The organism is Variovorax saccharolyticus (genome assembly GCF_030316765.1).
Taxonomy (GTDB): Bacteria; Pseudomonadota; Gammaproteobacteria; order Burkholderiales; family Burkholderiaceae_C; genus Variovorax; species Variovorax saccharolyticus.
In genome coordinates this window covers 320,871-346,928 of the sequence record NZ_JASZYT010000010.1, presented here as the reverse complement: position 1 = coordinate 346,928, position 26,058 = coordinate 320,871, and the positions used below count along the sequence as shown (strand labels likewise).

At 66.9% G+C, this 26,058-nt stretch carries 23 protein-coding genes and 1 pseudogene; 5 read left to right on the top strand and 19 right to left on the bottom strand.

Annotated features, from left to right (window positions below; genetic code table 11):
* The 17 genes and pseudogenes from QTI45_RS28170 to benC form a co-directional block, all read right to left on the bottom strand.
* Positions 1–306 (bottom strand): annotated as a pseudogene (locus QTI45_RS28170) (polyhydroxyalkanoate depolymerase); the annotation flags it as partial.
* Positions 307–339: 33 nt separating this feature from the next.
* Positions 340–1,128 (bottom strand): enoyl-CoA hydratase, encoded by a 789-nt coding sequence (locus QTI45_RS28165; protein ID WP_286656692.1) that lies wholly within the window; start codon positions 1,126–1,128, stop codon positions 340–342.
* Between the two features lie 19 nt (positions 1,129–1,147).
* Positions 1,148–2,824: a class I poly(R)-hydroxyalkanoic acid synthase gene (phaC, locus tag QTI45_RS28160; RefSeq protein WP_286656691.1), complete on the bottom strand. Its 1,677-nt coding sequence runs from the start codon at positions 2,822–2,824 to the stop codon at positions 1,148–1,150.
* A complete protein-coding gene (locus QTI45_RS28155; protein ID WP_286656690.1) occupies positions 2,821–3,267 on the bottom strand; it encodes a MaoC family dehydratase in 447 nt (148 codons plus the stop codon). The genes phaC and QTI45_RS28155 overlap by 4 nt, the downstream gene beginning before the upstream one ends.
* Before the next feature lie 37 nt (positions 3,268–3,304).
* A complete protein-coding gene (locus QTI45_RS28150; protein ID WP_286656689.1) occupies positions 3,305–6,889 on the bottom strand; it encodes an indolepyruvate ferredoxin oxidoreductase family protein in 3,585 nt (1,194 codons plus the stop codon).
* A gap of 48 nt (positions 6,890–6,937) precedes the next feature.
* Positions 6,938–7,129, bottom strand: coding sequence for a 2-hydroxymuconate tautomerase (gene thmT, locus QTI45_RS28145; protein WP_286371653.1), 192 nt, complete (start codon positions 7,127–7,129; stop codon positions 6,938–6,940).
* 19 nt (positions 7,130–7,148) lie between these two features.
* A complete protein-coding gene (gene dmpH / locus QTI45_RS28140; RefSeq protein ID WP_286656688.1) occupies positions 7,149–7,940 on the bottom strand; it encodes a 2-oxo-3-hexenedioate decarboxylase in 792 nt (263 codons plus the stop codon).
* Positions 7,941–7,958: 18 nt separating this feature from the next.
* Positions 7,959–8,741: a 2-oxopent-4-enoate hydratase gene (gene dmpE, locus QTI45_RS28135; RefSeq protein WP_286371651.1), complete on the bottom strand. Its 783-nt coding sequence runs from the start codon at positions 8,739–8,741 to the stop codon at positions 7,959–7,961.
* 13 nt (positions 8,742–8,754) lie between these two features.
* Positions 8,755–10,215: a 2-hydroxymuconic semialdehyde dehydrogenase gene (locus QTI45_RS28130; RefSeq protein ID WP_286656687.1), complete on the bottom strand. Its 1,461-nt coding sequence runs from the start codon at positions 10,213–10,215 to the stop codon at positions 8,755–8,757.
* Positions 10,216–10,225: 10 nt separating this feature from the next.
* Entirely contained in the window at positions 10,226–10,657 is a 432-nt protein-coding gene (locus tag QTI45_RS28125; RefSeq protein ID WP_286656686.1) for a GlcG/HbpS family heme-binding protein, read from the bottom strand.
* Positions 10,657–11,604, bottom strand: a complete 948-nt coding sequence (locus tag QTI45_RS28120) for a catechol 2,3-dioxygenase (protein WP_286656685.1) — start codon at positions 11,602–11,604, stop codon at positions 10,657–10,659. The genes QTI45_RS28125 and QTI45_RS28120 overlap by 1 nt, the downstream gene beginning before the upstream one ends.
* The gene (locus tag QTI45_RS28115; protein ID WP_286656684.1) at positions 11,605–11,976 is read right to left on the bottom strand and encodes a 2Fe-2S iron-sulfur cluster-binding protein; all 372 of its coding nucleotides are present in this window, start codon (positions 11,974–11,976) and stop codon (positions 11,605–11,607) included.
* Positions 11,977–11,995: 19 nt separating this feature from the next.
* Positions 11,996–13,378 carry an MFS transporter gene (locus QTI45_RS28110; protein ID WP_286656683.1) on the bottom strand — a complete coding sequence of 461 codons (1,383 nt, stop codon included), beginning with the start codon at positions 13,376–13,378 and terminating at the stop codon, positions 11,996–11,998.
* 41 nt (positions 13,379–13,419) lie between these two features.
* The gene (gene antB / locus QTI45_RS28105; protein ID WP_286371645.1) at positions 13,420–13,911 is read right to left on the bottom strand and encodes an anthranilate 1,2-dioxygenase small subunit; all 492 of its coding nucleotides are present in this window, start codon (positions 13,909–13,911) and stop codon (positions 13,420–13,422) included.
* Positions 13,908–15,302 carry an anthranilate 1,2-dioxygenase large subunit gene (antA, locus tag QTI45_RS28100; RefSeq protein WP_286656682.1) on the bottom strand — a complete coding sequence of 465 codons (1,395 nt, stop codon included), beginning with the start codon at positions 15,300–15,302 and terminating at the stop codon, positions 13,908–13,910. Before antA ends, antB begins: the two co-directional genes overlap by 4 nt.
* Before the next feature lie 32 nt (positions 15,303–15,334).
* Positions 15,335–15,775: a bacteriohemerythrin gene (locus QTI45_RS28095; protein WP_286656681.1), complete on the bottom strand. Its 441-nt coding sequence runs from the start codon at positions 15,773–15,775 to the stop codon at positions 15,335–15,337.
* Positions 15,776–15,811: 36 nt separating this feature from the next.
* Positions 15,812–16,831, bottom strand: coding sequence for a benzoate 1,2-dioxygenase electron transfer component BenC (gene benC, locus QTI45_RS28090; RefSeq protein ID WP_286656680.1), 1,020 nt, complete (start codon positions 16,829–16,831; stop codon positions 15,812–15,814).
* 294 nt (positions 16,832–17,125) lie between these two features.
* Between benC and QTI45_RS28085 the strand changes: the two genes are divergently transcribed.
* From QTI45_RS28085 to QTI45_RS28075, 3 genes are all read left to right on the top strand, one after another.
* Positions 17,126–18,067: a bestrophin family protein gene (locus QTI45_RS28085; RefSeq protein ID WP_286656679.1), complete on the top strand. Its 942-nt coding sequence runs from the start codon at positions 17,126–17,128 to the stop codon at positions 18,065–18,067.
* 137 nt (positions 18,068–18,204) lie between these two features.
* The gene (locus QTI45_RS28080) at positions 18,205–19,077 is read left to right on the top strand and encodes an alpha/beta hydrolase (protein WP_286656678.1); all 873 of its coding nucleotides are present in this window, start codon (positions 18,205–18,207) and stop codon (positions 19,075–19,077) included.
* 210 nt (positions 19,078–19,287) lie between these two features.
* Positions 19,288–20,304, top strand: coding sequence for an AraC family transcriptional regulator (locus QTI45_RS28075; protein ID WP_286656677.1), 1,017 nt, complete (start codon positions 19,288–19,290; stop codon positions 20,302–20,304).
* 4 nt (positions 20,305–20,308) lie between these two features.
* Here the strand turns inward: QTI45_RS28075 and QTI45_RS28070 are convergent, their stop codons facing one another.
* Entirely contained in the window at positions 20,309–20,530 is a 222-nt protein-coding gene (locus QTI45_RS28070; RefSeq protein ID WP_286656676.1) for a hypothetical protein, read from the bottom strand.
* On the opposite strand from QTI45_RS28070, the gene QTI45_RS28065 reads away from it, so the two are divergent.
* Together QTI45_RS28065 and QTI45_RS28060 are read left to right on the top strand one after the other, a co-directional pair.
* Complete coding sequence (locus tag QTI45_RS28065; protein WP_353621337.1) at positions 20,478–21,779, top strand: AraC family transcriptional regulator; 1,302 nt, start codon at positions 20,478–20,480, stop codon at positions 21,777–21,779. The two genes, QTI45_RS28070 and QTI45_RS28065, sit on opposite strands and share 53 nt — an antisense overlap.
* Before the next feature lie 181 nt (positions 21,780–21,960).
* Positions 21,961–25,560, top strand: coding sequence for a hypothetical protein (locus tag QTI45_RS28060; protein ID WP_286656674.1), 3,600 nt, complete (start codon positions 21,961–21,963; stop codon positions 25,558–25,560).
* Between the two features lie 33 nt (positions 25,561–25,593).
* Here the strand turns inward: QTI45_RS28060 and QTI45_RS28055 are convergent, their stop codons facing one another.
* On the bottom strand, positions 25,594–26,001 hold the full coding sequence (locus QTI45_RS28055) for a YXWGXW repeat-containing protein (protein WP_286656673.1): 408 nt from the start codon (positions 25,999–26,001) through the stop codon (positions 25,594–25,596).
* Positions 26,002–26,058 lie beyond the last annotated feature (57 nt).

Genomic DNA, 26,058 nt, shown 5'->3' with positions numbered 1-26,058 from the left:
CTGCAGGGTGTCGGGCTCGTCGGTGAAGCGCTTGAAGCGGCGCAGTTGGCAAAAGGGCTTCTCGATCTCGACGCTTTCGTGGATCACCACCTCGTGGCCGTCGACCTTGACGGTCTTGATGCCGAATTCGGGCTTCTCGTAGTCCTTGCCCAGCCGGTACAGGAGGTCGTAGCCGGCGGCCATGCGCTGAGCCATCGGCGTCTGACCGAGCGCGGCGCCCTGGCCGTAGAGTTTGGAGGCCGCCTGAGCGAAGTCGGCGAACGGCTCCATGAGGGAGCGCTGGGTTTCATGCAGGTGATAGAGCATGGCGACGGTTCCTGAGATGGGTCGGATCGGCGATCAGCGCGGGCCGAACGCGGGCTTGCGCTTCTCGAGAAACGCGGCCATCCCTTCGATCTGGTCCGCGGTCCCGAACAGCGAGTGAAACAGCCGGCGCTCGAACATCACGCCGTCCGACAGGCCCGACTCGAAGGCGCGGTTCACGCACTCCTTGGCCGCGATGACGCTGAGCCCGCCCAGCGCGCAGATCGCGGCGGCTGCCTCGAGCGCCTCGTCCATCAAGCGCTCGGCCGGGACGATGCGTGCCACCAGCCCGGCGCGCTCCGCCTCCCGGGCATCCATCGTCCGGCTCGTGAGCACCAGGTCCATGGCCTTCGACTTGCCGACCGCCCGCGGCAGGCGTTGCGTGCCCCCGGCGCCGGGGACGATGCCGAGCCGGATCTCGGGCTGCCCGAAGCGGGCGTTCTCGGCCGCGATGATGAAGTCGCACATCATCGCGAGTTCGCAGCCGCCACCCAGCGCGAAGCCCGCCACGGCCGCGATGACCGGCTTGCGGATGCCGCGGATCGTCTCCCAGTTGCGCGTGATGAGATCCTGCCCATAGGCCTTCGCGAAGTCGTGCGGTGCCAGCGCGGCCACATCGGCGCCAGCGGCGAAGACCTTCTCGCCGCCGGTGATGACGATGCAGCCGATGCCGTCGTCCGCATCGCAGGCCCGCAGCGCCGTGCCGAGTTCGTCCATCAGCTGATCGTCGAGTGCGTTCAGCTGCCTCGGACGGTTCAGCGTGATGACGGTGGTCCGGCGCGCGGTGTCACCGTGTTCTGCAATCAGGAGGGTCTCGAAGGGCATGGCGGGTTCCCGGCGGTTTTCATTCGGCGCGCTGCTTCACGTAGCGGCCCGGTGCGTCCTCGATCGGCGCGTGTTCGGCGTTTCCGAGCCGCTGGCGCGCGACCACCTGCTTGCCCTCGAGCGGCTTGAGCCATTGGCGCCAGTGCTTCCACCAGCTCCCGGGCGTTTCTTGCGCGCCGGCGAGCCAGGCGTCGGCCGATTCACCTTGCGCGGCGCCGGTCCAGTAGCTGCGCTTGTCCTTCGACGCCGGATTGACGACCCCGGCGATGTGTCCGCTCGCGCCGAGCACGAACTGCGACTTGCCGCCGACCAGTTGCGTGGTCTGGTAGGCCGATCGCCAGGGAACGATGTGATCCTCCCGGGTCGCGAGCACGTAGCAGGGCATGTCGATGCGCCCGAGATCGACCGCCGTCTCGCACATCGTGAGGCGGTCCGGCACGCGCAGGTTGTTCTCCAGGTACATGTTGCGCAGATACCAGGCGTACATCGGCCCCGGCAGGTTGGTCGCGTCGGCGTTCCAGTAGAGCAGGTCGAAGGCGGCGGGGCTCTTGCCCTTGAGGTAGTTGCCGATCACGTAGGGCCAGATCAGGTCGTTGGCGCGCAGCGACTGGAACACGAAACCCAGTTCCGCGCCGGCGTAGATCCCGCCGCGCCCGATCGTGGCCTCGCGCTGCGCCACGCCCTGGGCGTCGACGAAGACGCCGAGGTCGCCCGGCTCCGCGAAGTCGAGCATGGTGGTGAGGAAGGTCGCGCTGGCCACACTCCGGTCCCCCTGCGCGCGCAGCACCGCCAGCGCACTCGCGAGGATGGTTCCGCCGACGCACCACCCCACCGCGTTGAGCTTGTCGGCGCCGCTGATGGCCAGTGCGACCTCGATGGCTGCCATCGCGCCGAGCACCAGGTAGTCGTCCCATGTGACGTGGCCCAGATCGGGGCCGGGGTTGCGCCACGACACCAGGAACACCGTCTGGCCCTGCTCGCAGGCGAAGCGAACGAAGGAGTTCTCGGGCTGCAGGTCCAGGATGTAGAACTTGTTGATGCAAGGCGGCACGATGAGCAGCGGACGCACCGCGACCTTCTCGGTCAGCGGCGCGTACTGGATCAGCTGCATCAGCGGGTTCTCGTAGACCACCGAGCCCTTGGACACCGCCACGTTGCGGCCGATCTCGAAGGCGCTCTCGTCGGTGATGGAGATGCGTCCCTTGCCGAGGTCGTCGACCAGATGCGCCAGGCCCGCCGCGACGCTCTGGCCGTTGGACTCGAGCGCCAGTTTCAGCACCTCGGGATTGGTGCCGGCGAAGTTGGCCGGGCTCATCGAGTCGATGAACTGACGCATGAAGAAGCGCAGCTTGTGCTTGTCCGCCGCCTCGAGCTCGGCGGCATCGGCCAGCTCGCCGAGCAGCCGGGCGTTCAGCAGGTAGTTCTGCTTGAGCAGGCTGAACCACGGCTGGCCGCTCCAGGCATCGCCCTGGAAGCGCCGGTCGCCTCGCTCGGCGTCGACCACGGCGGCCGATTGCGTGCCGCCGCTGGCGAGCCAGCCGGTCCAGAGCGCCGCCTGCTGTTGCCAGTAGTGCGCCTGGGCCTGCGCGAACTGCGCCGCATCCACCGCCGCACCACCGCCTGCGCCGAACAGGCGCCCACCGGATTCGACGAAGCCCCGGACGAACTCGTCCGGCATGTTGAACGGCGAGCTCATGGGGCTGCCTGGCGCGCCTGCCGGGAGGTCGGCATGACGATCGCGTCGCCGTCGATCACCACCTTGCCCTCCACCGTGCAGATGGTGGTCAGCGTGACGCGCTTCTTCTCGGTCGACAGTTCCTTGACCGTCACCGTGGCCTGCACGGTGTCGCCCGGCCGCACCGGCGCCTTGAACCGCAGGTTCTGGCCGAGGTAGACCGTGCCGGGACCGGGCAGCCGCCCGGCGATGGCGGCCGAGATCACGCTGGCGCTGAGCATGCCGTGCGCGATCCGGCCCTTGAATTGCGTCGTGCGCGCGAACTCCTCGTTGATGTGCACTGCGTTGTTGTCGCCCGAGGCCGCGGCGAACAGCACGATGTCGGCCTCGGTGACGGTCTTCGCGAAAGTGGCGTGCATGCCGATCTCGAGGTCTTCGAAGTCGTAGCCGTTGAGTCGATTCATGGCGTTTTCCTGTGACTGTGTAGCTGAGACCGAAGCTTCAGGCCGCCACCTGCTCGGCCTCGGCCTCGCGCATCGGGGCGGCTTGCTCGACCGGGGCCGGCCGCAGGAACTCCTGCATGCGCTGTTGCTGCAGCTGCCTGGCCGCGGCGACGCTCTTCTCCTTCACATGCCCGTAGCCGCGGATCTCGTCGGGCACGCTGGCGAGCGCCACCGCGGCGGCATGGTTGGCCGGGCTCAGGTCGCGCGCGATCTGGTCGAGCAGCGCGATGTAGTCCTCGATCAGCCGGCGCTCCTCCCGGCGCTCGTCGGTCTTGCCGAAGACATCGAGCGCGCCGCCGCGCAGGCCCCTGAAGCGCGCCAGCCATCTGAAGGCGGTGCGCATCCACGGTCCGAACTGCTGCTTCTGCAGCTGGCCCGTGCCCGGATCGCGCCGCGAGATCGTCGGCGGCGCCAGGTTGTACTTGACCGTGTAGCCGTGCTTGAACATGCCGTCCAGCTGGGCCAGGAAGGCGGGGTCCGTGTGCAGCCGTGCCACCTCGTACTCGTCCTTGTAGGCCATCAGCTTGTAGAGATAGCGTGCAGCGGCTTCACCGAGCGCGGTCACACCCGGCGTGCGGCTGCGCTCCGCGTTCAGCACGCGCGCCACCACGGCGGCATAGCGCTTCGCATAGGCCTCGTCCTGGTAGGCGATCAGCTCCGGCACGCGGACCTCGAGCAGGCGCCGGACTTCGCCCTCTCCACCCACGGCCTCGACGATCGCGCGCGCCTGCGGCGTCATCGGCGCCGCAGGCTCCGACGCGCCCGTTGAGGCGGCACCCTTCGCGATCTCGGCCACCACCGCCGCCCGGTCCACCACCGCCATGCGCCCCCACTGGAAGGCGGCCACCCCCATCTCGACGCCGACGCCGGCGTTGCGGATGGCCGCCTCGATGGATTCGGCCTTGAGCGGGATCGTGCCGGCCTGGTAGGCCACGCCGACCATGAAGGTGTTGGTCGCCATGCTGTCGCCGAAGAGGCCCTCGGCCAGCGCCTGCCCGTCGAGGAACACGTTGTCGGCCTTTCGCGTCACGCGATCGATGCCGGCGGTGAGCCCGCGCGTGGCCGGGAACAGCACGCGCCGGTTGGCGATCATCTGCCCCGTCGGCGTCTGGGTGGTCGACACCACCGCGATGGTGCGTTCCGGATGGCACTTGTCGAGGTTCTTGGGGTCGGTCGCGTTGAGAATGTCGAAGCCCAGGTACAGGTCGGCACGCCCGTCCGAGATCTTGTTCGAGCCGTCGAAGGGCGCGTTCGTGATCTTGATGTCCGAGATCACCGAGCCGCCCTTCTGTGCGAGTCCGGTCTGGTCGAGGCCGATGACATGCTTGCCTTCGAGGCGCGCGGCCGCGGCGATCGTCGCGGTCACGGTCACCGAACCGGTGCCGCCGATGCCCATGATGTGGACGCTGAAGCCGAAGCTCGCGTCGACCTTGGAGACCGGCTCCGGCAGCACGCGGTCGAGCGCGGGGATGCGGCCCTTCTTCTTTTTCTTCTTCGCGCCCGCCTCGCCCGCGTCCGGCGCGGCGTTGGGCGTGATCGTCAGGAAGGAGGGGCAGAAGCCCTTCACGCAGGAGAAATCCTTGTTGCAGGAAGACTGGTGAATGCGCGTCTTGCGGCCGAACTCGGTTTCCACCGGCTCGACGCTCATGCAGTTCGACTTGACGCCGCAGTCGCCGCAGCCCTCGCACACGCGTTCGTTGATGACCGTGACTTCCGCCGGCTCCTCGACCTTGCCGCGGCTGCGTGCGCGACGCAGTTCGGCCGCGCACTCCTGGTCGTGGATCAGCACCGTGGTGCCGGGGATCGCCGCCAGCGCGCGCTGGGCTTCGTCGAGCCGGTCCCGATGCCACACCTGCGTGCCGCCGACGAGGCTCACGCCCAGGTAGGCCTCCAGGTCGTCGGTGGTGACGATCACCTTCTTCACGCCGTTGGCGAGCAGGTCCGACACCATGTCGGCCACCGGATGCGCGCCCATGATCTCCTGCCCGCCGGTCATGGAGGTGTGGGCGTTGCGCAGCAGCTTGAAGGTGATGTTGGCCTTGGTCGACGCCGCGTAGCGGATCGCGAGGCTGCCCGAGTGGGCATAGGTGCCGTCGCCCATGTTCTGGAAGATGTGCCGGGTGTCGGTGAACGGCGCCATGCCGATCCATTGCGCGCCCTCGGCGCCCATGTGCGTTCCCATGACGACGTTGCGGTCCATCCACATGGCCATCGTGTGGCAGCCGATGCCGGCCGAGACGATGCTTCCCTCGACCGCCTGGGTCGAGCTGTTGTGCGGGCAGCCCGAGCAGTACCAGGCGGTGCGCGTGGCGGTGGCGAGCTTGGCGCGCGCATGGATCTCGTCGAGGCGCCTGAGCCAGGCCTCGGCCGATTCGACGCTGGCCTTGCGCGAGAGCCGCTTGGTCAGCGCCCGCCCGATCACGTCCGATTCGAACTCGCCGTAGTGCGGCAGCAGTTCCTTTTCCTCCTCGTCGAACTTGCCGACGATGCGCGGCGCGTTGGCCATGCCGTAGAGCACGTTCTTGGCGAACATTTCCAGGAAGGGCCGCTTCTCCTCGATGACGAAGATCTCTTCCAGACCCTGCGCGAATTCGCGCACCACGGTGGGTTCCATCGGGAACAGCATGCCCATCTTGAGGATGCGGATGCCGTAGCGGCGCAGCGCCTCGTCGTCCAGACCCAGTTCCAGGAAGGACTGGCGCAGGTCGTTGTAGGTCTTGCCCGCGGTGATGATGCCGAGCCAGGCGTCGCGGTTCTCGAAGACCACGTTGTTGAGCCTGTTCTCGCGCGCGTAGCGCTTGGCGACCTCGAGGCGGCGGGTGTAGAGCGACTGCTCCATCTCGAGCGCCTCGGCACGCACGTTCATGCCCAGGTTCATGCTCGGCGCAAAGGCCTTGCCGTCGAACATCAGGTCGGGCGTGACGAAGTTCAGCCGCTCCGGCGAAACCTCGGCCGTGCCCGTGCCGTCGGCCACGTTGGTGACGATCTTCAGGCCCACCCACAGCCCGGACAGCCGCGACATGTTGTAGCCGTGCAGCCCGAGATCGAGGATCTCCTGCACGTTGCCCGGATACAGCGACGGCATCCCGACATGGAACAGCATCGGCTCGGACTGGCTGCACAGCGACGAGCTCTTGCAGCTCGGATCGTCGCCGACCACCGCGAGCACGCCGCCGTTCTTCCCGATGCCCGTGTAGTTCGCGTGCTTGAGCGCATCGCCGCTGCGGTCGACGCCCGGCGCCTTGCCGTACCACATGCCGGTCACGCCGTCGAACTTCTGCTTGCCGACCGTGTGCAGCATCTGCGTGCCCCACACGGCGGTGGCAGCCAGGTCCTCGTTGATGCCGTCGACAAACTTGATGTGGTGCTCGGCCAGCAGCTTCTCCTGCCTGATCAGCGAGGCGTCCAGCATGCCCACGGGCGAACCGCGGTAGCCGGAGACGAACATGCCCGTCCTGAGACCGCGCCGTGCGTCGGTGCGCACCTGGTCGAGAGTGAGGCGCACGAGCGCATCGATGCCGCCCAGGTGGATCGAACCTTCCTCCTGGGTGAAGTGATTGGGGATGTCTTTCTTGGTGGCCATTGGAGGGTCTTTTCTTGGGTGGGGCGACGCGATGGGGGATGGAGAAGCTCAGCGACCGAGCGACTTGGCCGTCTCGCCGGCAATGCCCCAGTTTTCCCTGGGCACCTCGTGGATCCAGACGCGCACGTTGGCCTTGGGCGCGTCGATGGCGTCCACCAGGGCCTGCGTGACCTTCTCGATCACGGCGCGCTTCTGTTCCTCGGTGCGGCCTTCGATCATGTGGATCTGTGCGAACGGCATGGCGCTGTGTTCCTCCGGCTCAGACGAAGCGCATCGAGACCGTGCCCAGGTCCTGGAAGCGGACTGCCACGCTGTCGCCGGCCTCCACCGCGATCGCTTCGGTGACGCCGCCGGTCATGATGAAGGTGCCGGCCGGGATCTCCTGGCCTCGCTCGCCGAGGTGGTTGGCCAGCATCGCGACGGCGGCCAGCGGCTGTCCGAGCACCGCCGCGCCCGCGGCCATGCTGACGACCTCGCCATTCTTCTCGAGCACCACGCCCAGCGTGCGCAGGTCGAGCGCGGCCAACTCGCGCATGCGCCCGCCGATCACGAAGCGCGAGGCGGAGGTGTTGTCGGCGATCACGCTCTTGAGGTCGAACTTGAAGTCGCGGTAGCGCGAGTCGATCACCTCGACCGCCGGAATCACGAAGTCGGTGGCGGCCATGACCGCGGCGACGTGACAGCCGGGACCCTTGAGCGGCGCCTTGGTGACGATGCAGATCTCGGCCTCGACCTTCGGATGGATCAGCTCGGAGGTCACGATCTCGCCGCCGTCGAGCCGCGCCATGTAGTCGGCGACGAAGCCGAACACCGGGCTGGTCACGCCCATCTGCTTCATCTTGGCGAAGGAGGTCAGCCCGGCCTTCAGGCCGACGATCCTGTGGCCGCGGCTCTCCTTGAGCCGGCGCAGTTCGTCCTGGATCGCATAGGCATCGCTCCAGTCCATGCCGGGGTAGTCGTCGGTGATCTTGGTGACGTCGCGCGCCTGCAGTTCCGCGGCCTCGAGAAGTTCGGCGAGCCGGGTGATCTCGCTCTTGTCCAGGGTGGTCATGTTGTTGATGTCCTTGCTTCAGATGAATCGCACCGAAGTGCCGCCCAGGCCACCGACGCTGCAGTGGAGGCTGTCGCCGGCCTTCACCGGCACCAGGGGCGATTGCGAGCCCGAGAGAATGATTTCACCGGCCTTCAGGCCGATGCCCAGGCGGCCGAGCGTGTTCGCGAGCCAGGCCACGGCGTTGACCGGCGAGCCCTGCACCGAGGCGCCGGTGGAGGTGCTGATGACCTCGCCGTTCTTCTCCAGCACCATGCCGGCGAGCGCCAGGTCGAGGTCGCGCGGGCTGCGCCGCTGGCCGCCGAGCGTGAGCACCCCGCACGAGGCGTTGTCGGCGACCGTGTCCTGGATCCTGATCTTCCAGTCCTTGATGCGCGAATCGACGATCTCGAAGCAGGGCATCACGCATTCCGTGGCGCGCAGCACGTCGGCGGCGGTCACTCCCGGCCCTTCGAGGTCGCGCTTGAGCAGGAACGCCACCTCGGCCTCGGCCTTCGGCGCGATGAGGCTGTCGACGAGCACCGGCTCGCCCTCGTTGAAGACCATCGCCGACAGCAGCTGGCCGAAGTCGGGCTGGTCGACCTGCAGCATGTCCATCACGATCTTGCTGGTGACGCCGATCTTCTTGCCGACCACGGTCTCCCCGGCGTCGATGCGGCGCTGGATCATGCGCAGCTGGATCTGATAGGCGTCCTCGATCGTGATGTCGGGTTCGCGTTCGGTGATCGGAGCGATCGCCTTGCAGCTCAGCAGCGCTTCGTACAGCGCGTCGCCGTAGCCCTGAATCTTCCTGGCTTCCATTGGCTCGTCTCCCTCAGTACTTGACCATGATGTTGCGCAGCTCGGTGTAGAACTCGAGCGAGTGCACGCCGCCTTCGCGGCCGATGCCCGACTGCTTGGAACCGCCGAAGGCGGTGCGCAGGTCGCGCAGGAACCAGCTGTTGATCCAGCACAGCCCGACATCGATGCGCACGGCCAGGCGGTTGGCGCGGCCCAGGTCGCTGGTGTAGATGGAGGTCGCCAGGCCGTATGGCGTGTCGTTGGCCATGCGCACCACTTCGTCCTCGGTGTCGAAGGGCTGGATGTGGCAGCACGGGCCGAAGATCTCCTCGCGCACCACCGCGGCGGTCTCGGGCAGTCCGGTCCAGATGGTGGGCTGGACCCAGGCGCCTTCCCGCAGGTCGATCGGCATGTCGGGGATGCCGCCGCCGGTGACCACGGTCGCGCCCTCTTCGCGTGCACGCTCGTAGTACGACAGCACCTTGGCGCGATGTTCCTGGCTCACCAGCGGCCCGATCTTCGTCGCCGGGTCGTCGGGGCGTCCGGGTTTCATGCCCTCGGCCTTGGCCTTGAGCGCGTTGACGAACTTCTCGAAGATCGGTCGCTCGACATAGACCCGCTCGGTGCCGAGGCAGACCTGGCCGCAGTTTTCGAAGACCGAGCGCGTCACGGTGTTGACCGCCACCTCGAAATCGCAGTCCGCGAACACCAGCGCCGCGTTCTTGCCGCCGAGTTCGAGCGACACCGGCCGGATCCCTTCGGCTCCCGCTTTCATGATCGCGGTGCCGGTGCCGGTCTCGCCGGTGAAGGTGATGCCGTTGACCCGCGGATGCGAAGTCAGGAAGGCGCCGGCCGAGTCGGGGCCGAAGCCGTGCACGACGTTGTAGACCCCCTTGGGCACGCCGACCTTGTTCATCACCTCGCCGAGCAGCGTCGCGGTGCTGGGGGTTTCCTCCGAGGGCTTGACCACCACCGTGTTGCCGCAAGCGAGCGCCGGCCCGACCTTCCAGGTCATGAGCAGCAGCGGCAGGTTCCACGGGCACACGACCGCGATCACGCCGCGCGGCACGCGCACCGCGTAGCTCAGCGCGTCCTTGCCGTCGGGCGTGGCCATGCGGAACGACTCGGTCGAGGCATTCTTGATCGTGTCCGCGAAGATCTTGAAGTTGGCCGCGCCGCGCGGGATGTCGACGTGGGAGGCCAGGTGCACCGGCTTGCCGGTATCGGCGATCTCGGCCTGCAGGAAGTCGTCGAAGCGGTTGTTGATCTCGTCGGCCACGCCGTCGAGCAGCTTGACCCGGTCATTGACCGAGAGCCTGCCCCAGTCGCCTTCGAGCGCCGCATGCGCGGCGTTCACGGCAGCGTCCACTTCGGGCCGGCCGGCCTCGTAGACCTTGCCGACCAGCGAGTTGTCGATCGGCGTGCGCTTCTCGAACACCTTGCCGCTCAGGTTGGTGGCGAATTCGCCGTTGATGAAGTTCTTGATCTCTTTCATGTCCGTCCTTTCAAATCTCCAAGTCGACCGCATGCAGACCGGCGCGCGCGCAGGTCTCGTCCTCGTGCTCCGAACCGCCGGAGACGCCGATGCCGCCGATGACCTGCCCTTCGTGGCGCAGCGGCAGTCCGCCGCCGAAGCACACCATCCGGGGCCGCAGCGGGATCCCCTCTCGCACCGCGCCCGAGTGGGTGGCGAGCGCCTCGGTCCAGGCGCTGGTCGGCAAGCCGAAGCCGGCCGCCGTGTAGGCCTTGTCGATCGCGATGTCGATCGAATGAAGGAAGGCGCCCGGCATGCGAACGAAGGCCGCCAGGTTGCCTCCCGCGTCGACCACCGCGACGTTGACCCGGATGCCGGCCTCCTCGGCCCAGCGCGCCGCCCCCGATGCCGCGGCCATGGCGGCTTCCCAGTCGATGACCGCCTGTGTGACAGCCTTCTTCATCAGGTGAACACCGACAGGAAGGCCTCGTTGAGCTGGCGGTCGTGGTAGAAGATCGCCGGCCCGAGCGTCTCGTCGAACCAGGTGATGGCCGGCTTGTCGGGGTAGAAGATGTAGCCGCCCGAAAACACCTCGTTGCGGTTGCCCGAGGGGTCGAAGAAGTAGATGGTCTCGCCGCGCGTGATGCCGTGCCGCGTGGGTCCCAGATCGATCGAGGTCTTGGTGCGCGAAAGGATGTCGGCCGCGCGCAGCACCTTCTCCCAGCTGCCGAGCTCGAAGGATGCGTGGTGCAGCTTGCCCTTCACCGGCTGGCGGATGAAGGCGACGTCGTGCGCCTTGTTCGAACAGCTCAGGAAGGCGGCGATCATGAAGTTCTTGTCGGCGCTCGTCATCACGCGCTCGGCGACGCTGAAGCCGAGCACCTCGGTGAACAGCTTGACGGTGCCGTCGAGGTCGTCGCCATAGAGCAGGCAGTGGTCGAAGCGCGAGGGCGCGATGCCCTTGAGGCCATCGGGCCACGGGTCGGGGTTGATGTCCGGGCCGTCGGTGCCGCAACCGTTGCCGACCTTGCCCTTGTCGGCATACAGCTCCATCACGTGGCCCGTGGGCACGGTGAAGCGGAAGCGCTCGCCGGTCTCCGGGTGCTCGCCCGCGGGAATCCACGCCATGTCGCTGGCCAGGCCCGAGGCCTCCACCTCGGCAGCGAGGCGCTGGAGCGTCGCCGCCGAGGCTACCTTCCAACCCATGTAGTCCAGGCCCGCCTCGTCGGCCTCGCGCAGAACCACGCTGTGATGGTCGATCTCGTCCCAGGCCTTCAGATAGACCCGGCCCTTGTCGTCGCGGCCGGTTTCCACCAGGCCGAGGACATCGACATAGTGCTTGAGCGCCGGCTTGAGTTCGAGCACGCGCATCGCGACGTGTCCCGGGCGCAGAACGCCTGTGATTGCCATCTAGTTCTCCTTGTCTGATTGCTTCATCCGCCCCTCGCTCCTGAAATCGAAGCTGAAGGACGTACTTCTGCGGGACTCGACGGCTCGCGCCATCCTTCCCACCACTTCCACCTGCATGTCGCTGCGGGGCTGCACGCGGCACGCCAGTGCATGGCCCTGCCGCTGCTCTTCCTCGCTCACCGCCGCGCGGCTCATCTTGTTCATCACGCAGTCCCCCTGCAGCACCCGCACCTTGCAAACCCCGCAGCCCCCGTTGCGGCAACCGACCGGGATGCCCTTGCGGCGAAGCTGTTCCATGGCCTTGAGCAGGTTGTCCTCCCCGGCGCAGGTGTAGCTTTCGGCGGTGTTGGTGATCGTGATGCGGTAGGGCATGCCGGGGCGCTTTGCCGGCCTAGTGCCGCGCGCTCGCCGGGCGCGGCTGCAGCGGCTCTGGCAAGGCGTCGCCGCGGGCAGCCGCTTCGTGCTGGGCCGATGCCGAGCGCGAATGGTTCACGAGCATCATGGCCACGGCTGCGATGACCGCCGGCACTGCGATCGCCAGGAAGTTCTTCTCGAGCGGCAGCTGCATCGCCACCAGCGAACCGATGATGATCGGCGCCAGGATGGCTCCGCTGCGGCCGACGCCCAGCGCCCAGCCGATGCCGGTCGACTTCACGGACATCGGGTAGAACTGGCCGATGTAGGCCGAACTCACGATCTGGGTGCCGATCGTGCAGGCACCTGTCAGCGCCACGAACACATACAGCAGCTCGGTCGACATCCTGTAGCCCAGCAGGGCGATCGACACCGCGGCCACCGCGTACATGCAGATCAGCACGTACTTGATGTGGAACCGGTCGGCCAGCAGGCCGCCGCCGATCGCGCCTGCGATCGCGCCGGCATTGAGCGCCAGCACGAAGGACAGCGCCGATCCCAGGCTGTAGCCCGCCGTGATCATCAGCCGCGTGAGCCACGAGCTCAGCGCGTACACCATGAACAGGCACATGAAGGTGGCGATCCAGAACATGATCGTGCTGAAGCCGCGGCCTTCGGTGAACAGGTGGCGGATCGGCGCGCTGTCGATCTTGTCCGCGGCCGGGACCATGAACTGGTCGTCGGTGCGCGGTATGTAGCTCGGATCGAGCCGCGACGCGATCCCCTTCAGTTCGCTGGTGCGGCCCTTCGCAAGCAGGTAGGGCATCGATTCCGGCATCGACTTCAGGATGATCGGGATCAGCAGCACGGGCGCACCGGCGGCCAGGAACACCGATTGCCATCCATAAGTCTCGATCAGCCCCTTGCCCAGCAGAGCGGCCAGGATGCTGCCCACCGAGTAGCCGCTGAACATCAGCGTGACCATGATGCTGCGGATCTTGCGGGGCGCGAACTCCGTCATGTGCGCGATCACGTTGGGCATGACGCCGCCGATCCCCAGACCCGCCAGGAACCGGACCACACTGAAGGTGATCGGATCCTTCGCAAGACCCGCGGCCGCGGTGAACACGCTGAACAGGGCGATGCAGATCGCGATCGTGCGCCGGCGACCGATGCGATCGGCCAGCGTTCCGAGCGTGATGGCGCCGAACATCATCCCGAACAGCGCCGCGCTCACCATGAACCCGGCGCTGGTCGGGTCGACATTCATGTCCTTCATGATCGACGGCAACGCGATGCCCATCACCGCGAGGTCATAGCCGTCGAACACGATGATCAGCGCGCACCAGAACAGCACGAGCCCATGGAAGCTGTTGAAGCGCGATTCGTCGGATAGTCTGTGGACGTCGATTTGACGCATGTATGTCTCCTTGGTGGTCGTTCTGAAGGGTGCGGGCTGGGTCAGACGTGATAGAAGTCCAGCACCGAATCGATGGTGTCGTTGTGGATCACGACATGCTTCTTCAGGATCACCCAGCTGAAGCCTGCGGGCCTGAGTCGGTAGGTGACGTCGCCGTGGAAGGTCGACGACTGGCCGAAGCGGTAGACATGCGTCACCCACTTGGCCTTCGCCTCGAGCTGGGAATCGGAGACTTCCTGGATCGCGACGTTGGTGACCAGGTGCAGCGTGCGCGGCATCGGCGTCGAAGCGGCGGATTTGCCGGTGCCGATGCGGAACACGCGGTCCTCCAGGCCGGCGCGGTTCGCGTAGTACATCAGCGACATGCCGCGCTTGGGATCGGTGGTGTAGACATGCTCCGAGTCCCATTGGGGAATATGGAGCTCGGACTCCTCGTCGAAGAGCTCCAGGTAGTCCACCCATTCGCGGCGGTCGCACAGGTCCGCCTTGCGATAGAGAAACTGCTCCACGCTCTGTTGCAGGTCGCCCGTCATTGCTTTGCTCCTTCCGCGTCGCGGCTCTTGATGTCGAGGCCCCTGAGCAGCGCATCGCGCCAGGCGCCGTGCTGGTTGGCGTAGAGGCCTTCATGCGTGAGTTCGCTGCCCGTCAGCACCGGGCGGATCCCGAGCGTCTCGGCGTTTGCCGTGCTGCCCTTGATCCACTTGTCGCAGCCGCGCGAGATGTCGTTCCACTTCTCCATGCGGCCCTGGAAACCGCGCTGCGCTTCACGGAACTCGGTCAGGTCGTCGGGCGTACCCATGCCCGAGACGTTGAAGAAGTCCTCGAACTGGCGGATGCGGTTCTCGCGGTCGGCGTCGGACTCGCCCTTGACGCCGATGCACTGGCTCAGGATCTCGGTCTTGTTCCAGGCCACCGGCCGGATGATGCGCAGCTGCGAGCTGATCTGGTCCATGAAGAACAGGCTCGGATAGATGTTCAGATTGCGCAGCCGGTGCATCATCCATTCGGCCTTCTGCTGGCCGTACTCCCTGATCAGCCGGGGCATCACCGTGGCATAGCCGGGGCGGACCTCCGGGTTCGGCATCTCGCTGAAGAGCACGCTGTGGCCGTTGGGGAAGGAGAACCATCCATCGTCCGTGGCGTCGTCGCCCACCCCGAGCTTGCGGTAGTCGAGCGTGTTGGCGTCCGCCGCGCCCTTCTTTGCGTTGATCTCCGCGCGGTGCGTCACCGTGGCCACGTAGTTGTAGTGCACCGTGCTCACGTGGTAGCCGTCGAGGCCGTTCTCGTTCTGCAGCTTCCAGTTGCCCGCGAAGGTGTAGTGGCCCTTGCCCGGCAGCACCTCGAGTTCGCCGGTCGGCGACTGCGCGACCATGAGGTCGAGAAAGACCTTGGCATCTCCGAGGTAGTCCTCCAGCGACATGCTGCCTTCGTTGTCGAGGTTCACGAAGACGAAGCCCTTGTAGCTCGCGATGCGCGCCTTCTTGAGATTGCGCTGCGAGAGATCGAAGCCCTCCGGGTACTCCGATGGGGCCTTCACCTTCAGCAGCTTGCCGTCGGAGCGGAAGGTCCAGGCGTGGAACGAGCAGACGAAGGTCGACTGGTGGCCGCGGCTGACGCGCGTCAGGGTCGCCCCGCGGTGCGCGCAGGCGTTGACGAGCGCGTTGAGCTGGCCGTTGCTGTCGCGTGTGATGATCAGGGGCTGCCGCCCCGCCTTCATGGTCACGAAGTTGTTGGGCTTGCTGATCTCGCTCTCGTGACAGGCGTAGATCCAGTTCTTCTCGAAGACCATCTCCATCTCGAGCTCGAACAGCTCGGGCTCTGTGAACATGGCGCGTGCCACCCGATAGATGTTCTCTTCCGGACGAAAGTCCAGGCATCCCGAGATGAACTCTCGCCAATCATTCGCTGATCTTGCAATCGACATGGTGTCTCCGTTGATGAATAGTTGCAGGCGCTTCAGCTGTGCTTCATCGACCTGCGCAGGACCACGGGCGCGCCGTCGGCGACCTTCTTCGTGATCCAGGTCGAGAGCGCCGAATCCATGTAGTCGGTATGGCCGGGGAACCAGTCGGCCAGTGCCCGGGCCAGCGCGCGGCCGGTCTCCACGTCGCCATCGGCGACCAGCGCCCGGACCTCCCGCACCGACGCCAGCACGCGCTCGTGCTCGTCCACGTGGCAATCCCGTGCCGGGAAGCCGTAGCGGTCCATCAGCGTCTCTTCGGACGCGAAGTGCGCCTCGACGTGCGACGCGAACGCGTCCAGGAGGCAGGCGAAGTCCTTCTCGCCGGCGCCCAGCATCGCATTCACGAGTTCGACGAACTCGTGGTGCGTGTCGTCCATGGCGGGGTGACCGACCAGGAAGCGGTCGTCCCACGCGAAATCGATCGCGACGTTCATCGATGCGCCTTGCTTGAATGGGATGGGAGGAGCGCGCTAGCCGATGCTTGCGGCGAACTTCTCGAAGTGGAACGAGGCCGACTTGAGGTTCACGTCGCGCAGGTGGTTGGCGACCGCCTCGACCATCGGCGGCGGGCCGCAGAGGTAGATGTCGACTTCACCCTCGTTGAGGTGCGCGGGCTCGATATGGTGCGTGACATAGCCCTTCCTCGGCAGCTCGCTGTTGGCATCCACCACACACACTGCATAGCTGAAGTTCGGGATCTGCTTCGTGAACGCTTCCAGCTTGTCCGTCTCGACCACGTCGCGGTCCATGTTGACGCCGTAGAGCAGATGGATCGGGTGGGCGCTGCCGCCGGCCGCGGCGATCTTGTCCAGCATCGCGAGGAAAGGCGCGAGCCCGGTGCCGCCCGCCAGCATCAGCATCGGGCGCTGGATCGAGCGCAGGTAGAAGCTGCCGAAGGGGCCGGTCAGCGAGAGGCCGACGCCGGGCTTCGCACGCTGGCTCAGAAAGCCGCTCATGAGTCCGCCGGGCACGTTGCGGATCAGGAAGGACACGGTGTCGCTGCCGGCTGCGAGCGAGCTGAACGAGTACGCACGCTGTCGCTGCTCTTCGCCGGGCACCTGGAGGTTCGCGTACTGGCCGGGGAGGAAGCTGAGCGTCTTCAGTCCCGCGCCGCGCAGCACCAGGCTGAAGGTGCTGTCCGAGAGCTTCCGGACCTCGACGATCTCGGTCTCGTAGCTCTCCTGCCTGGTGTTGCAGGCGGTCGAATCGGTCGGCACGAGCACCACGCAATCGGCTTTGGGTCGCATCTGGCAGGCCAGTGCATAGCCGTTGTCGGCCTCGTCCTTGCTGAGTGCGTCCTCGATGTAGTCGCCGAGCGAGTAGTCGCCGGACTCGATCCGGCACTTGCAGGTCGAGCAGGCGCCTTCCCGGCAATCCATCGGGATGTTGATGCCCTGGCGGTAGGCCGCATCGACCACCGACTCCGTGCCGCTGCACTGGATGAAGCGCGTCACGCCATCCTCGAAATTGAGCGCAATGTTGTAGCTCACAGACCTGTCTCCGTTTTTCTCGTGGTGTTCATCGGGGGACCACGCGGGTCTTTCGATGTGGAGCTGAGTCTAGGAAGACGACCTCTTTCGATCTATCCGCAATCTGCCGAGCGATGGCCGCCGCGGATCCGAATCTTGCAATGCACGGCGACCACCGTTCGCGGCTTGCGAGATCCCTGCCCGCGACTGTCCGCTTCTTGCGGAAGCCAGCGGCAGAAGGGTCCGACGTCCTTCACGCGACCGCGGCGCGATGCAGAATTTCGTGCCCCGCAACACCCGAGCGACGGATTTCGCATGATCGTTCTGCAGCGCCCTCACGGCATTCGGCTGTTCTTCGTTCTCAAGGGCTCGGTGCTCCGGCGCATCGCGCCCGCGGTGGCGACATGCACCGCGCTGGCCATCGCCGTGACGCTGTCGCGCGGCTACCTGTTCGACTGGAAGGTCACGCTGACCGCGGTGCCCTTCTCGATCATCGGACTCGCGCTGTCCATCTTCCTGGGCTTTCGCAACAGCGCGGCCTTCGACCGCTACTGGGAAGCGCGCAAGCTCTGGGGTGAACTGATCCACCGGTCGCGCAGCCTTGCGAGGCAGGCGCAGAGTCTCATCGCGGACCCGGACCCTCTCGCGGCGGGTGATGGCTGCAGCGATGTGCGGGTGACGCTGGTCCGCCGCAGCATCGCGTTCGCACATGCCTTGCGCCACCAGCTGCGGGGCAGTGCGCCGCAGGCCGATGTCAGGTCCTTCCTCGACGCCGCCGAGGCAACGGCCTTCGCGAAGGCACGCAATGGAACGTCGTACCTGCTTCGCCGCATGGGCGACGACCTGGGTGTGGCGGTGCGCACAGGACGCATCGACCCTCGACTCGCCGCGCAGCTCGATGAGACGCTGTCCGGCATGACGGCCGTCGCCGCGGGCTGCGAGCGGATCCGCTCGACCCCGATCCCTTTCGTCTACACGCTCCTGCTCCACCGGACCGCGACCTTGTTCTGCTTCTTCCTGCCCTTCGGCCTGGTCGACTTGACGGGCTACGTGACGCCGGTCGTGGTGGCCTTCGTGGCCTACACCTTCTTCGGGCTGGCCGCCGTCGGCGACGAGATCGAGGAGCCATTCGGCACCGAAGCGCACCACCTGCCCTTGCACGCACTCTGCCGCACCATCGAGATCGATGCGCTCGAGGCGCTGGGCTATTCGGACCTGCCGCCTTCGCTAGCGCCGGTCGATGCGCGCCTGAGCTGAATCACGCGTGGTGCATCAGCAAGTTGTGGATGGCGTCCGGCGGCCGCCGCGCAGATTTCGGATAGCCCTCTGCGCCCGCATCTCCCTAGACTGCCGGCGAACGACGAACCCCTGTGCCACCAACAGAGAACCGGACCATGTGGATGCCCCCCCTCTATCGCGACTTCACGCAGCAGGCGCAGATCGACGCCCAGTACGGTACGCAGCAATGGGTGGCCGATCCGGCGGCCGAGGCGCGCCACTTCATCGAGCGCAGCGCGTTCGCCCGCGAGCGGCTGCGGTGCACCCTGGACATCCCCTTCGGCCCCACCCTCGACGAGACGCTGGACATCTTCCCCGCCGATCGTCCGGACGCGCCCGTGTTCGTCTTCATCCATGGCGGCTACTGGCGCGCCAACACGTCGAAGGAGTTCAGCTGCGTCGCGCTCGGGCTGCAGGGCTGCGGCGTGACGACGGTCGTGATCAACTACTCGCTCTGCCCCAAGGTGCGCATCGACGAGATCACCCGCCAGGCGCGGGCCGCGGTCGCCTGGGTCGTGCGGAACATCGACCGGCACGGCGGCGACCCGCGCCGCATCGCGGTCGGCGGCCATTCGGCGGGCGGCCATCTGGCGGCGATGTGCCTCCAGACCCGGTGGGCGGAAGAATACGGGCTGCCGCGCGACCCGATCGCCGCGGCGGTGCTGGTGAGCGGCCTCTATGACCTCGAGCCGCTGCGCTACAGCTACCTCCAGCCGTTGATCCAGCTCGATGAGCGGACGGTCCAGCAGTGTTCGCCGCTGTTCGCGGTGCGCCCCTGCGCCACGCCGGCCCTGGTCACCTGGGGCGGCGCCGAGTCCGAGGAGTTCGCTCGCCAGGCCGCGAGCTTTCATGCCGCATGGTCAAAGGCCGGAAACCGCTCCGAGCTGACAGCGCAAGCCGGCGCGCATCACTTCTCCGCGATCCATGGCTTCGAGCATGCATCCAGCCCGCTGTGCCAGTGGGTGGCAGGGGCCCTGGGCCAGCGCTGATGGATCGGTCGAGGGTTCGCGCCACCGCCAAAGGCCATCCACGGCTTGCGAAACATGCACGCCGGTCCATCCGTTTCTTGCAGATGGGCCTCATGACGCGGGTTCCATCCGGTTCTCGCAGCCTTTGCCGGCTGTAAGAATATCGGCCAGTTCCCAGGCAACCGGCTTCTTCGGACCGGTGTCCGGATTTCACGGTGGAGTGCCCCAACGATGCCCCTGTCGACCAAGGCCGACCTGCTGTCGCCGCTGTACCGCAATTGTCTGTTCAGGTCCGACGAGCGGGTCGACGCGCACGACCACGTCAGCCGCGAACTCGCCGACCATCTGCTGCGCTGGAAGAGCGGCATGCCCGACGTGGCGATGTTCAAGGGCAGCCTGAACCGCCTCAGCATGTACCTCCTGCGCTACGGCGCCGAAGTGGAGGTCACGCCGAACCCCTTCGATGACTTCACTCTGGTGCACACCTCGCTCTCGGGCGGCGCCGAGATCGAGGTCGACGGGCAGAAGCTGGTGATCGCGGAAGGCAGGACCGGGGTGCTGACACCGAAGCAGCACGTGCGGCTGCGCTGGTACCCCGGCACGCAGCAGCTGATCCTGAAGGTGCCGCATGTCCTGTTGCGCGAACTGGCGCTTCTCGACGAGGGCGAGAAGCCGGAACTCACGCCCGGCTATCTCCTCGACCGTCGGCTCGGCACGCAGTGGGACCTGATCATGCACTCGCTCCTGAACGCGATGTCCTTGCCCGCCGAGGCGGCGCTGGACAAGACCTGGCTCGATCATTTCGAACACAATGCGGCGCTGTTCCTCTTGTCCCATCAGGTCCGCGGAAGCGCCCAGGCTTCAACGCTCGGCTTGCAGGTGGTCCAGCCGGGTCAGCTGAAGGACGCGGTGCTCGGCGCGGGCGACTCGCGGCGGATGAACATGCTGCTCGAGTACATGGACGCGCGCCTCGGCGCCCCCTTGTCGCTCGAGGACATGGCCAGCGCCGCCGGGGTCAGCATCCGCACGATCAACGAACTCTGCCACCGCCAGCACGGCGTCACGCCGATGGAGCTGCTGCGCAACCTGCGTCTGGACGCCGTCCGTTCACGGCTCCGGGCCCAGCCTGATCTGAGCATCACCGAGACCGCCCTGACCTTCGGCTTCGGGCACCTGGGCCGCTTCTCGGCCTACTACTTCGACCGCTTCGGCGAACTTCCGCGGCAAACGCAGGCCAGGTCCGAATAGGCGGCTACGCCTGGTTTGCATGGCGCTCTCTGGCCAGCACTTCTTCATGCAGTTGCGCCTGATGGCGGCACGCTGCGACCCATAGTGCATCGATGCGTTCCGCCTCCTCTTCGCAAGCCGTGCGCGTGAGGGTTCGCGACCGGCCGGTGCATGCCGGCGCATCCTCTTCATCGATGACTGGAGTGCCGTCGGCTGTTGCAAGCTCGGTCGATCTGGTCTTTTCCACTGAGGGGCACTCCTTTGCGGCGAGGAGGCAAGTCTATGAAGCGCACATGCAGACGACTATCCAGTTCCTGCGCGCCGGCAGCCACGGACTGTCCGTCCCCTGCGGGCAAGCCACACGGTCCATGGATCGCGGATTCGGGGGTATTCACCGATCACGGAGCATTCGGGCGGGCAGAAAATTTGCGTCCGTTGACCCTCACGGCAACACCCTCACGATGCAAGCTCGCGATCCACGGAGCCCGGCGGCATTGCATGCGGCCGACCTGTCACCCCTTTTCCGGAACTGCGTTCTCCAGTCGGACGAGCACGCGCCATCGCATGGCGAGCTCAGCGCCGAGCTGACCGATCACGCCTTGAAGTGGGGGCGAGGCATGGTCAGCACGTCGATGTACAAGGGCGAGTTCGATCGCATGCAGATGTACCTCATGCGCTACGGCGCGGAGGTGAGCGTCGAGTCGAGCACCTTCGACGATTTCTCGCTGGTCCACATGTCGCTTCGCGGCGGCGCCGAAATCGACATCGACGACTGCCGACTCCATGTGCCCGAAGGCCGCGCGGTGTTCGTGTCGCCCCGCCGCTCGCTGCGGCTGCACTGCCTGGCCGGTTCGGAGCGGCTGCTGCTCAAGGTGCCCAACGCCCTGTTGCGCGAGGTGTCGCCCGCGGTCGCAGAAGAAGACCTGCCCAGGAGTTCCGCATTCCTGGTCCCACGGCTGCTGGGCCCGCAGTGGACCCTGCTCATGCGTTCGCTGCTGGGCGTGCTGTCGATTCCGAGCGATGTGGCGCTGAATCCCGCGTGGGTCTCGCATTTCGAACGCAGCGTGGCCCTGTTCCTCGCGGCCCACCACCCGGCCGAGACGTCCAGCGGCATGAAAGGCGATCTGTCCCTGCCGCACGGCGATGGCGTGGACCGCCTCGCGCTGGCCGACGGCGAGCGACGCATGGAACTCGTGCTCGACTACATGCGCCTGCGCCTGGGCGCGCCTGTCTCGCTGTACGACCTGGCGCGGGCGGGCTGCGTCAGCGAGCGCACCCTCAATGTGCTGTGTCGACGATTCCACGGCATGTCGCCGATGGAGCTGCTGCGCAACATGCGCCTCGAAGCGCTTCGATCCAAGCTCTTGCTGCAACCCGACGTGAGCATCACGGCCGCCGCGCTGGAGTTCGGCTTTGGCCATGCGGGACGTCTGGCGGCCTATTACAAGGCCCGCTTTCACGAACTCCCGAGCGAGACCCAGGCCACCCATCACTAGGGCCTGCCTCCATCGAGCGCCCTGGCCTCACCCGTCTTGGGGTTGAACGCGGCGATGCGACGGCTAGAGTGCGATGCAAGGCGTGTGTCTGCTCGCTGCGCCTCCATCCGCAAGGCCTGCGCGGGGTCCGTTGCCGGGACCTGCGTCGGCCTGAAAGGACCTTCGACGAGGAGAGGCAACGATGTCGGACTCATCCAGCCCCAGCATTCCGTGGGCGGGCATCGCCGTCGTGGTGGCGCTGGTGTCCAGCACGCTGCTGGTGCCGCGCGCTTTCGACCAGCTTCGGCCGCCCGAGAAGGAACGCGCGCAGTTGCCCGATGGCGTCGAACTGGAGATCGACGCACGGCTGTGGGAGGACCCGTTCTTCGCCCTGCGGCGCTTCGAGACCGAACGCGCCGATCGCTGCGCGAAGGCCGCGCCGAAGGGTTCCGCGGCGGGTGACCTCGCACCCGAATGCCAGGCGACGCATCCGCACGAGCAGCGCGAACCGGCACGCTTCGTTGCCGACCGTCTGGCCGACAAGAACCGCGACGGCGATCGTGACGAGACGCTGATCATCGCCGCGCTGGTTCCGGGGAACCCGTTCGTCGGTGCCGAGGAAAACCGGCGCCGGACCCGCTATGCGTTGCTGGCCGGCCTGCAGTCGCAGGGCTATGTGTCCGACAACGCGGATCGCATCGGCCTGCTGCAGTTCGTCACGCGCAATCCTCCTGACGCGCCGCCCAGCGCGCTGACGATTCCGTACGAGCTGCTTTCCGAGCGGCCGCAATTGCGCGGCGATGCACCGGCGAAGGAAGGCAGCCGCTTTGCGCAGGTGGCCTTGCTGTGGATCGACGAAGCCGCGCTCAAGTCGCCCAAGCTCGACTCTTTCGCAAGCCTGATCGATGAACTCTTCGCGAAGGTGCCGTGCAAGCACCCGCGCTTGGCGATCGTCGGGCCATCGTCCTCCGATGCCTTGCGCGTCGCGCTGGCCGACCTCACGCGGGCGAGCAGGACCCTCCCGCCGACGCGGGAGCAGGCGGCAGTCCTCAAGAAGATCTACGACGGCTGCCCGGCGGCCGCGCAGGAAGCCTTGAAGACGGACATCACCAAGGCGGAACAGGATGCCGCCGTCGCAAATGATGCCGGGGAGACGCGCCAGCCTCTGGATTGGAAGGTCCGGCGCGGCTATGCCTACCTGGCGCAGGCGGAATTCCTCAACGCCGGGGCCACTGCGGCCGACAATCAGCTCGAGGAGCTCGAGACGCAGAAGCTCCAGAAGCACCTCAACGCGAAGTTCGGAGAGATCCTCGGGGCAACGCTGCCGCCCGAAGTGCGGTTCAAGCGGATGGTCGCGACCGACAGCACGGTGCTCAAGCGCTTCGTGAAAGAGCTTCAGCTGCGTCTGCCCTCCTCGGCCGGCGGCGGTCGACGCCGCATCGTGCTGGTCGCCGAGCGCGATTCGCTGTACGCCCAGGCCTTGGTGAGCGAACTCAAGTTCCGGATGCTGCGCGACTCGCCGGAGCTGACCGACGACCTGAGCTTCGAGGTCGTCTACTTTTTCCGTGGCCTGGACGGCGTGACCACGCGCGATGCTGCGCAGAAATCGGAGGAGCCTCGTGGTGGCGGTTCCGCCGACGCGGCGACCCGCGCCGCACAGGCGATCGAATGGCCGGAGGCGAGAGACCAGCTCGACTACTTGCGCCGCATGGTCGCATGGCTGAAAGACAGCGAAGCCCCGGGCAAGCAGGGGCCGATCAGCGGCATCGGCATCCTGGCCAGCGACGTGCATGACAAGCTGCTGGTGCTCCAGGCCCTGCACGAACCCTTTGCCGACAAGGTTTTCTTCACCACCGACATGGATGCCCGCTACCTGCATCCGCGCACGATGAGCTTCACGCGCAACCTGATCGTCGCATCGAGCCTGCCACTGAAGCTCGCGTCCACGGGTGTCGAGCCCAGGGAGCCGGCCGGCGCAGCGCCGGTTCTCGAGCGCCGTGCCGGCCTGCAATCCGGCACGCCGCCGATGCGCGACATGTACCAGACTGCGACCTATCTCGCTGCGCGACGCGCGGCCTGCCGGGACAAGGGCTGCGTGCAGGACGAAGACCGAGCCACGCAGAAAGTCCTCGATGCCCCTTCGGTCTACGAGATCGGTCGCAGCCGCGCGGTCCCGCTGGCCGGCTACGCGTTCGAGGCCCGGCTCACCGAAAGCAACGGCCCGCGTGCCGCTCTCGCTGCCGCCCTGTACACGCTGCTCGCTGCAGTGCTGCTGATCTGGCCCTCCACGCCAGTGCTGCGGCGGGCCCGCTCGGCCCTTCTGCCGGCGGCGGCCGGCCCGGCTGCGGTTCGTGGCATCGGCCTGCCGTCGGCGCTCATCGTGGGGCTGCACTTCGCGTTGCTGGCCTTCGCGCTGTGCTCGGTGATCGAACTCATCGAGCCGGGACACCTCGGCTTCATCTCCATCCTGGTGATCACCGCCCTGGCAGGCATCGTTGCCGCTTTCGGGCTCTTTCCGGCCGCCGCCCGCCGATTCTCGGCGCCGCCCGAACCGGATCGAAGCGGGGTGACGACCCGCCGGTGGCTGATCTCGGTGGGAGTCCCGCTTTGCGCGCTGCTGGTTGCCTGGGCCTGGATGGCCTGGCGGGCGATGAATCCCGCACCCTGCGTGGATTGCGAGCCGGTGGAATGGTTGGAGGGCGTGAGCGCCTGGCCCTCGCATCTGGTCCATCTGCTGGCCTTGTTCGTCATCGCCTGTGCGCTGGACTATTCCTGGTCGAAGACGCTCGACGCGACGGCGCCGGACACGCGGTGGCTGGCCCTCGACCGCGCGGCGAAGCAGCCAGCCACATCAGACGGTGGGGACTTGGCGCGCCTCTGGGCACAGCTGAGCATCGCCGGCTGGAAGCGCCCGCGGGACGAGGTGGACTTCAGCAGCCTGTGGTGGGGCTATGTCGAGCGCGGACAGGCCCTGGGGCGTGGTCTGCGCACGCTCTTCTGGTATGTGGTCACGGTCGGGTTGGCGGCCACGCTGTTCCTGGTCTTCAATGATGGCCAGGTTCCCGTGGTGCCGGTTCGCGGCGCCGAGCACCGCGCCCTGTTCGGCTGGACGCTCGGCCTCTGCGTGCTGCTGCTCGCGCTGCTGATCGTCGCGGTGGCCGACGCGACCATGCTCACCTGCCGCTTCCTCTGGCACCTCGACCGGGCCCGGACCCGCTACCCGCCGGAGACCGTCAAGCAATTCGCGCAGGCCCTGGGGCCGGAGCATGTGGCGCTGTGGACCGAAGGCCTGGCGGCGGACCCGGCAGCGCGCGGCCCGGCCCTGGCCGATGCCAGGACGCCGCATCACAGCTTGCTCGACGACTGGATCGACGTGCAGGTGGTGGCGAGACGCACCAAGCTGATCGCGCCATTGGTGATCTGGCCCTTCGTCGTGCTGGCCATGCTGGTCGTGGCACGGAGCCGCCTGTTCGACAACTGGTCGCTGAACCTGCCGATCGCAGTCGCGGCCGGCGCCTGCCTGCTCTGGTTGATCGTGATCGCCATGCTGCTCAAGAGCGCGGCGGAGCGGGTGCGTACCAGCGCGCTGCAGCGCATGGAGGCGGACCTGCGCTGGCTGACCGGCTCACCGCGGCATGCGGCCCTGGTCGAACCCTTCAAGGCGCTGATCGAGGCGGTCAAGCGCAATCAGACCGGTGCCTTCGCGGGGTTTTTCGATCAGCCCCTCTTCAAGGCCTTGCTGGTGCCGCTGGGCGGCGCGGGTGGCGCGCAGCTGTTCGATTACCTGCTGCTCGCGCGCTAGGATCCCTTGGCCCTGCAGCCCGGCCGAAGCGGCCTAGCAGCGCCCCTTCTTCGCCTGCCCCGGCGGGCAGTGGTAGCCGTCATCGTCGTGATCGTGCCCATGCCCATGCTTGTCATGCTTGCCGTGCTTCGGCGGCTTGCCCGGCTTCCACTGGTCGTCGACCCAGCGCCAGCCGCCATTGGCCTGCACCCAGCGGCCCGGCGCATAGACGTAGTCGGGGCGGGCCTGCTGCCAGCGGCCCGAGCGCCAGACGTAGTCGCGCTCGTTCCAGACCCAGCGCCCCGGCACCCACACCTGGCCCGGCCGCGGGCCGGGCATCACTTCGTAGCGCGGCGGAGGCGGCGCGACCTGCACCACGCCGGGCACGTTGATATTGATGTTGACCTGCCCGAGGGCCGGGAAGGTGGCTGCCGCGGCAAGGGCAATGGTGGCGATGCGCAAGGGTGAAGCTCCATTCAACTCGTGGTGTGCCATTCTAGAGACGCCACCTGTGTCGAA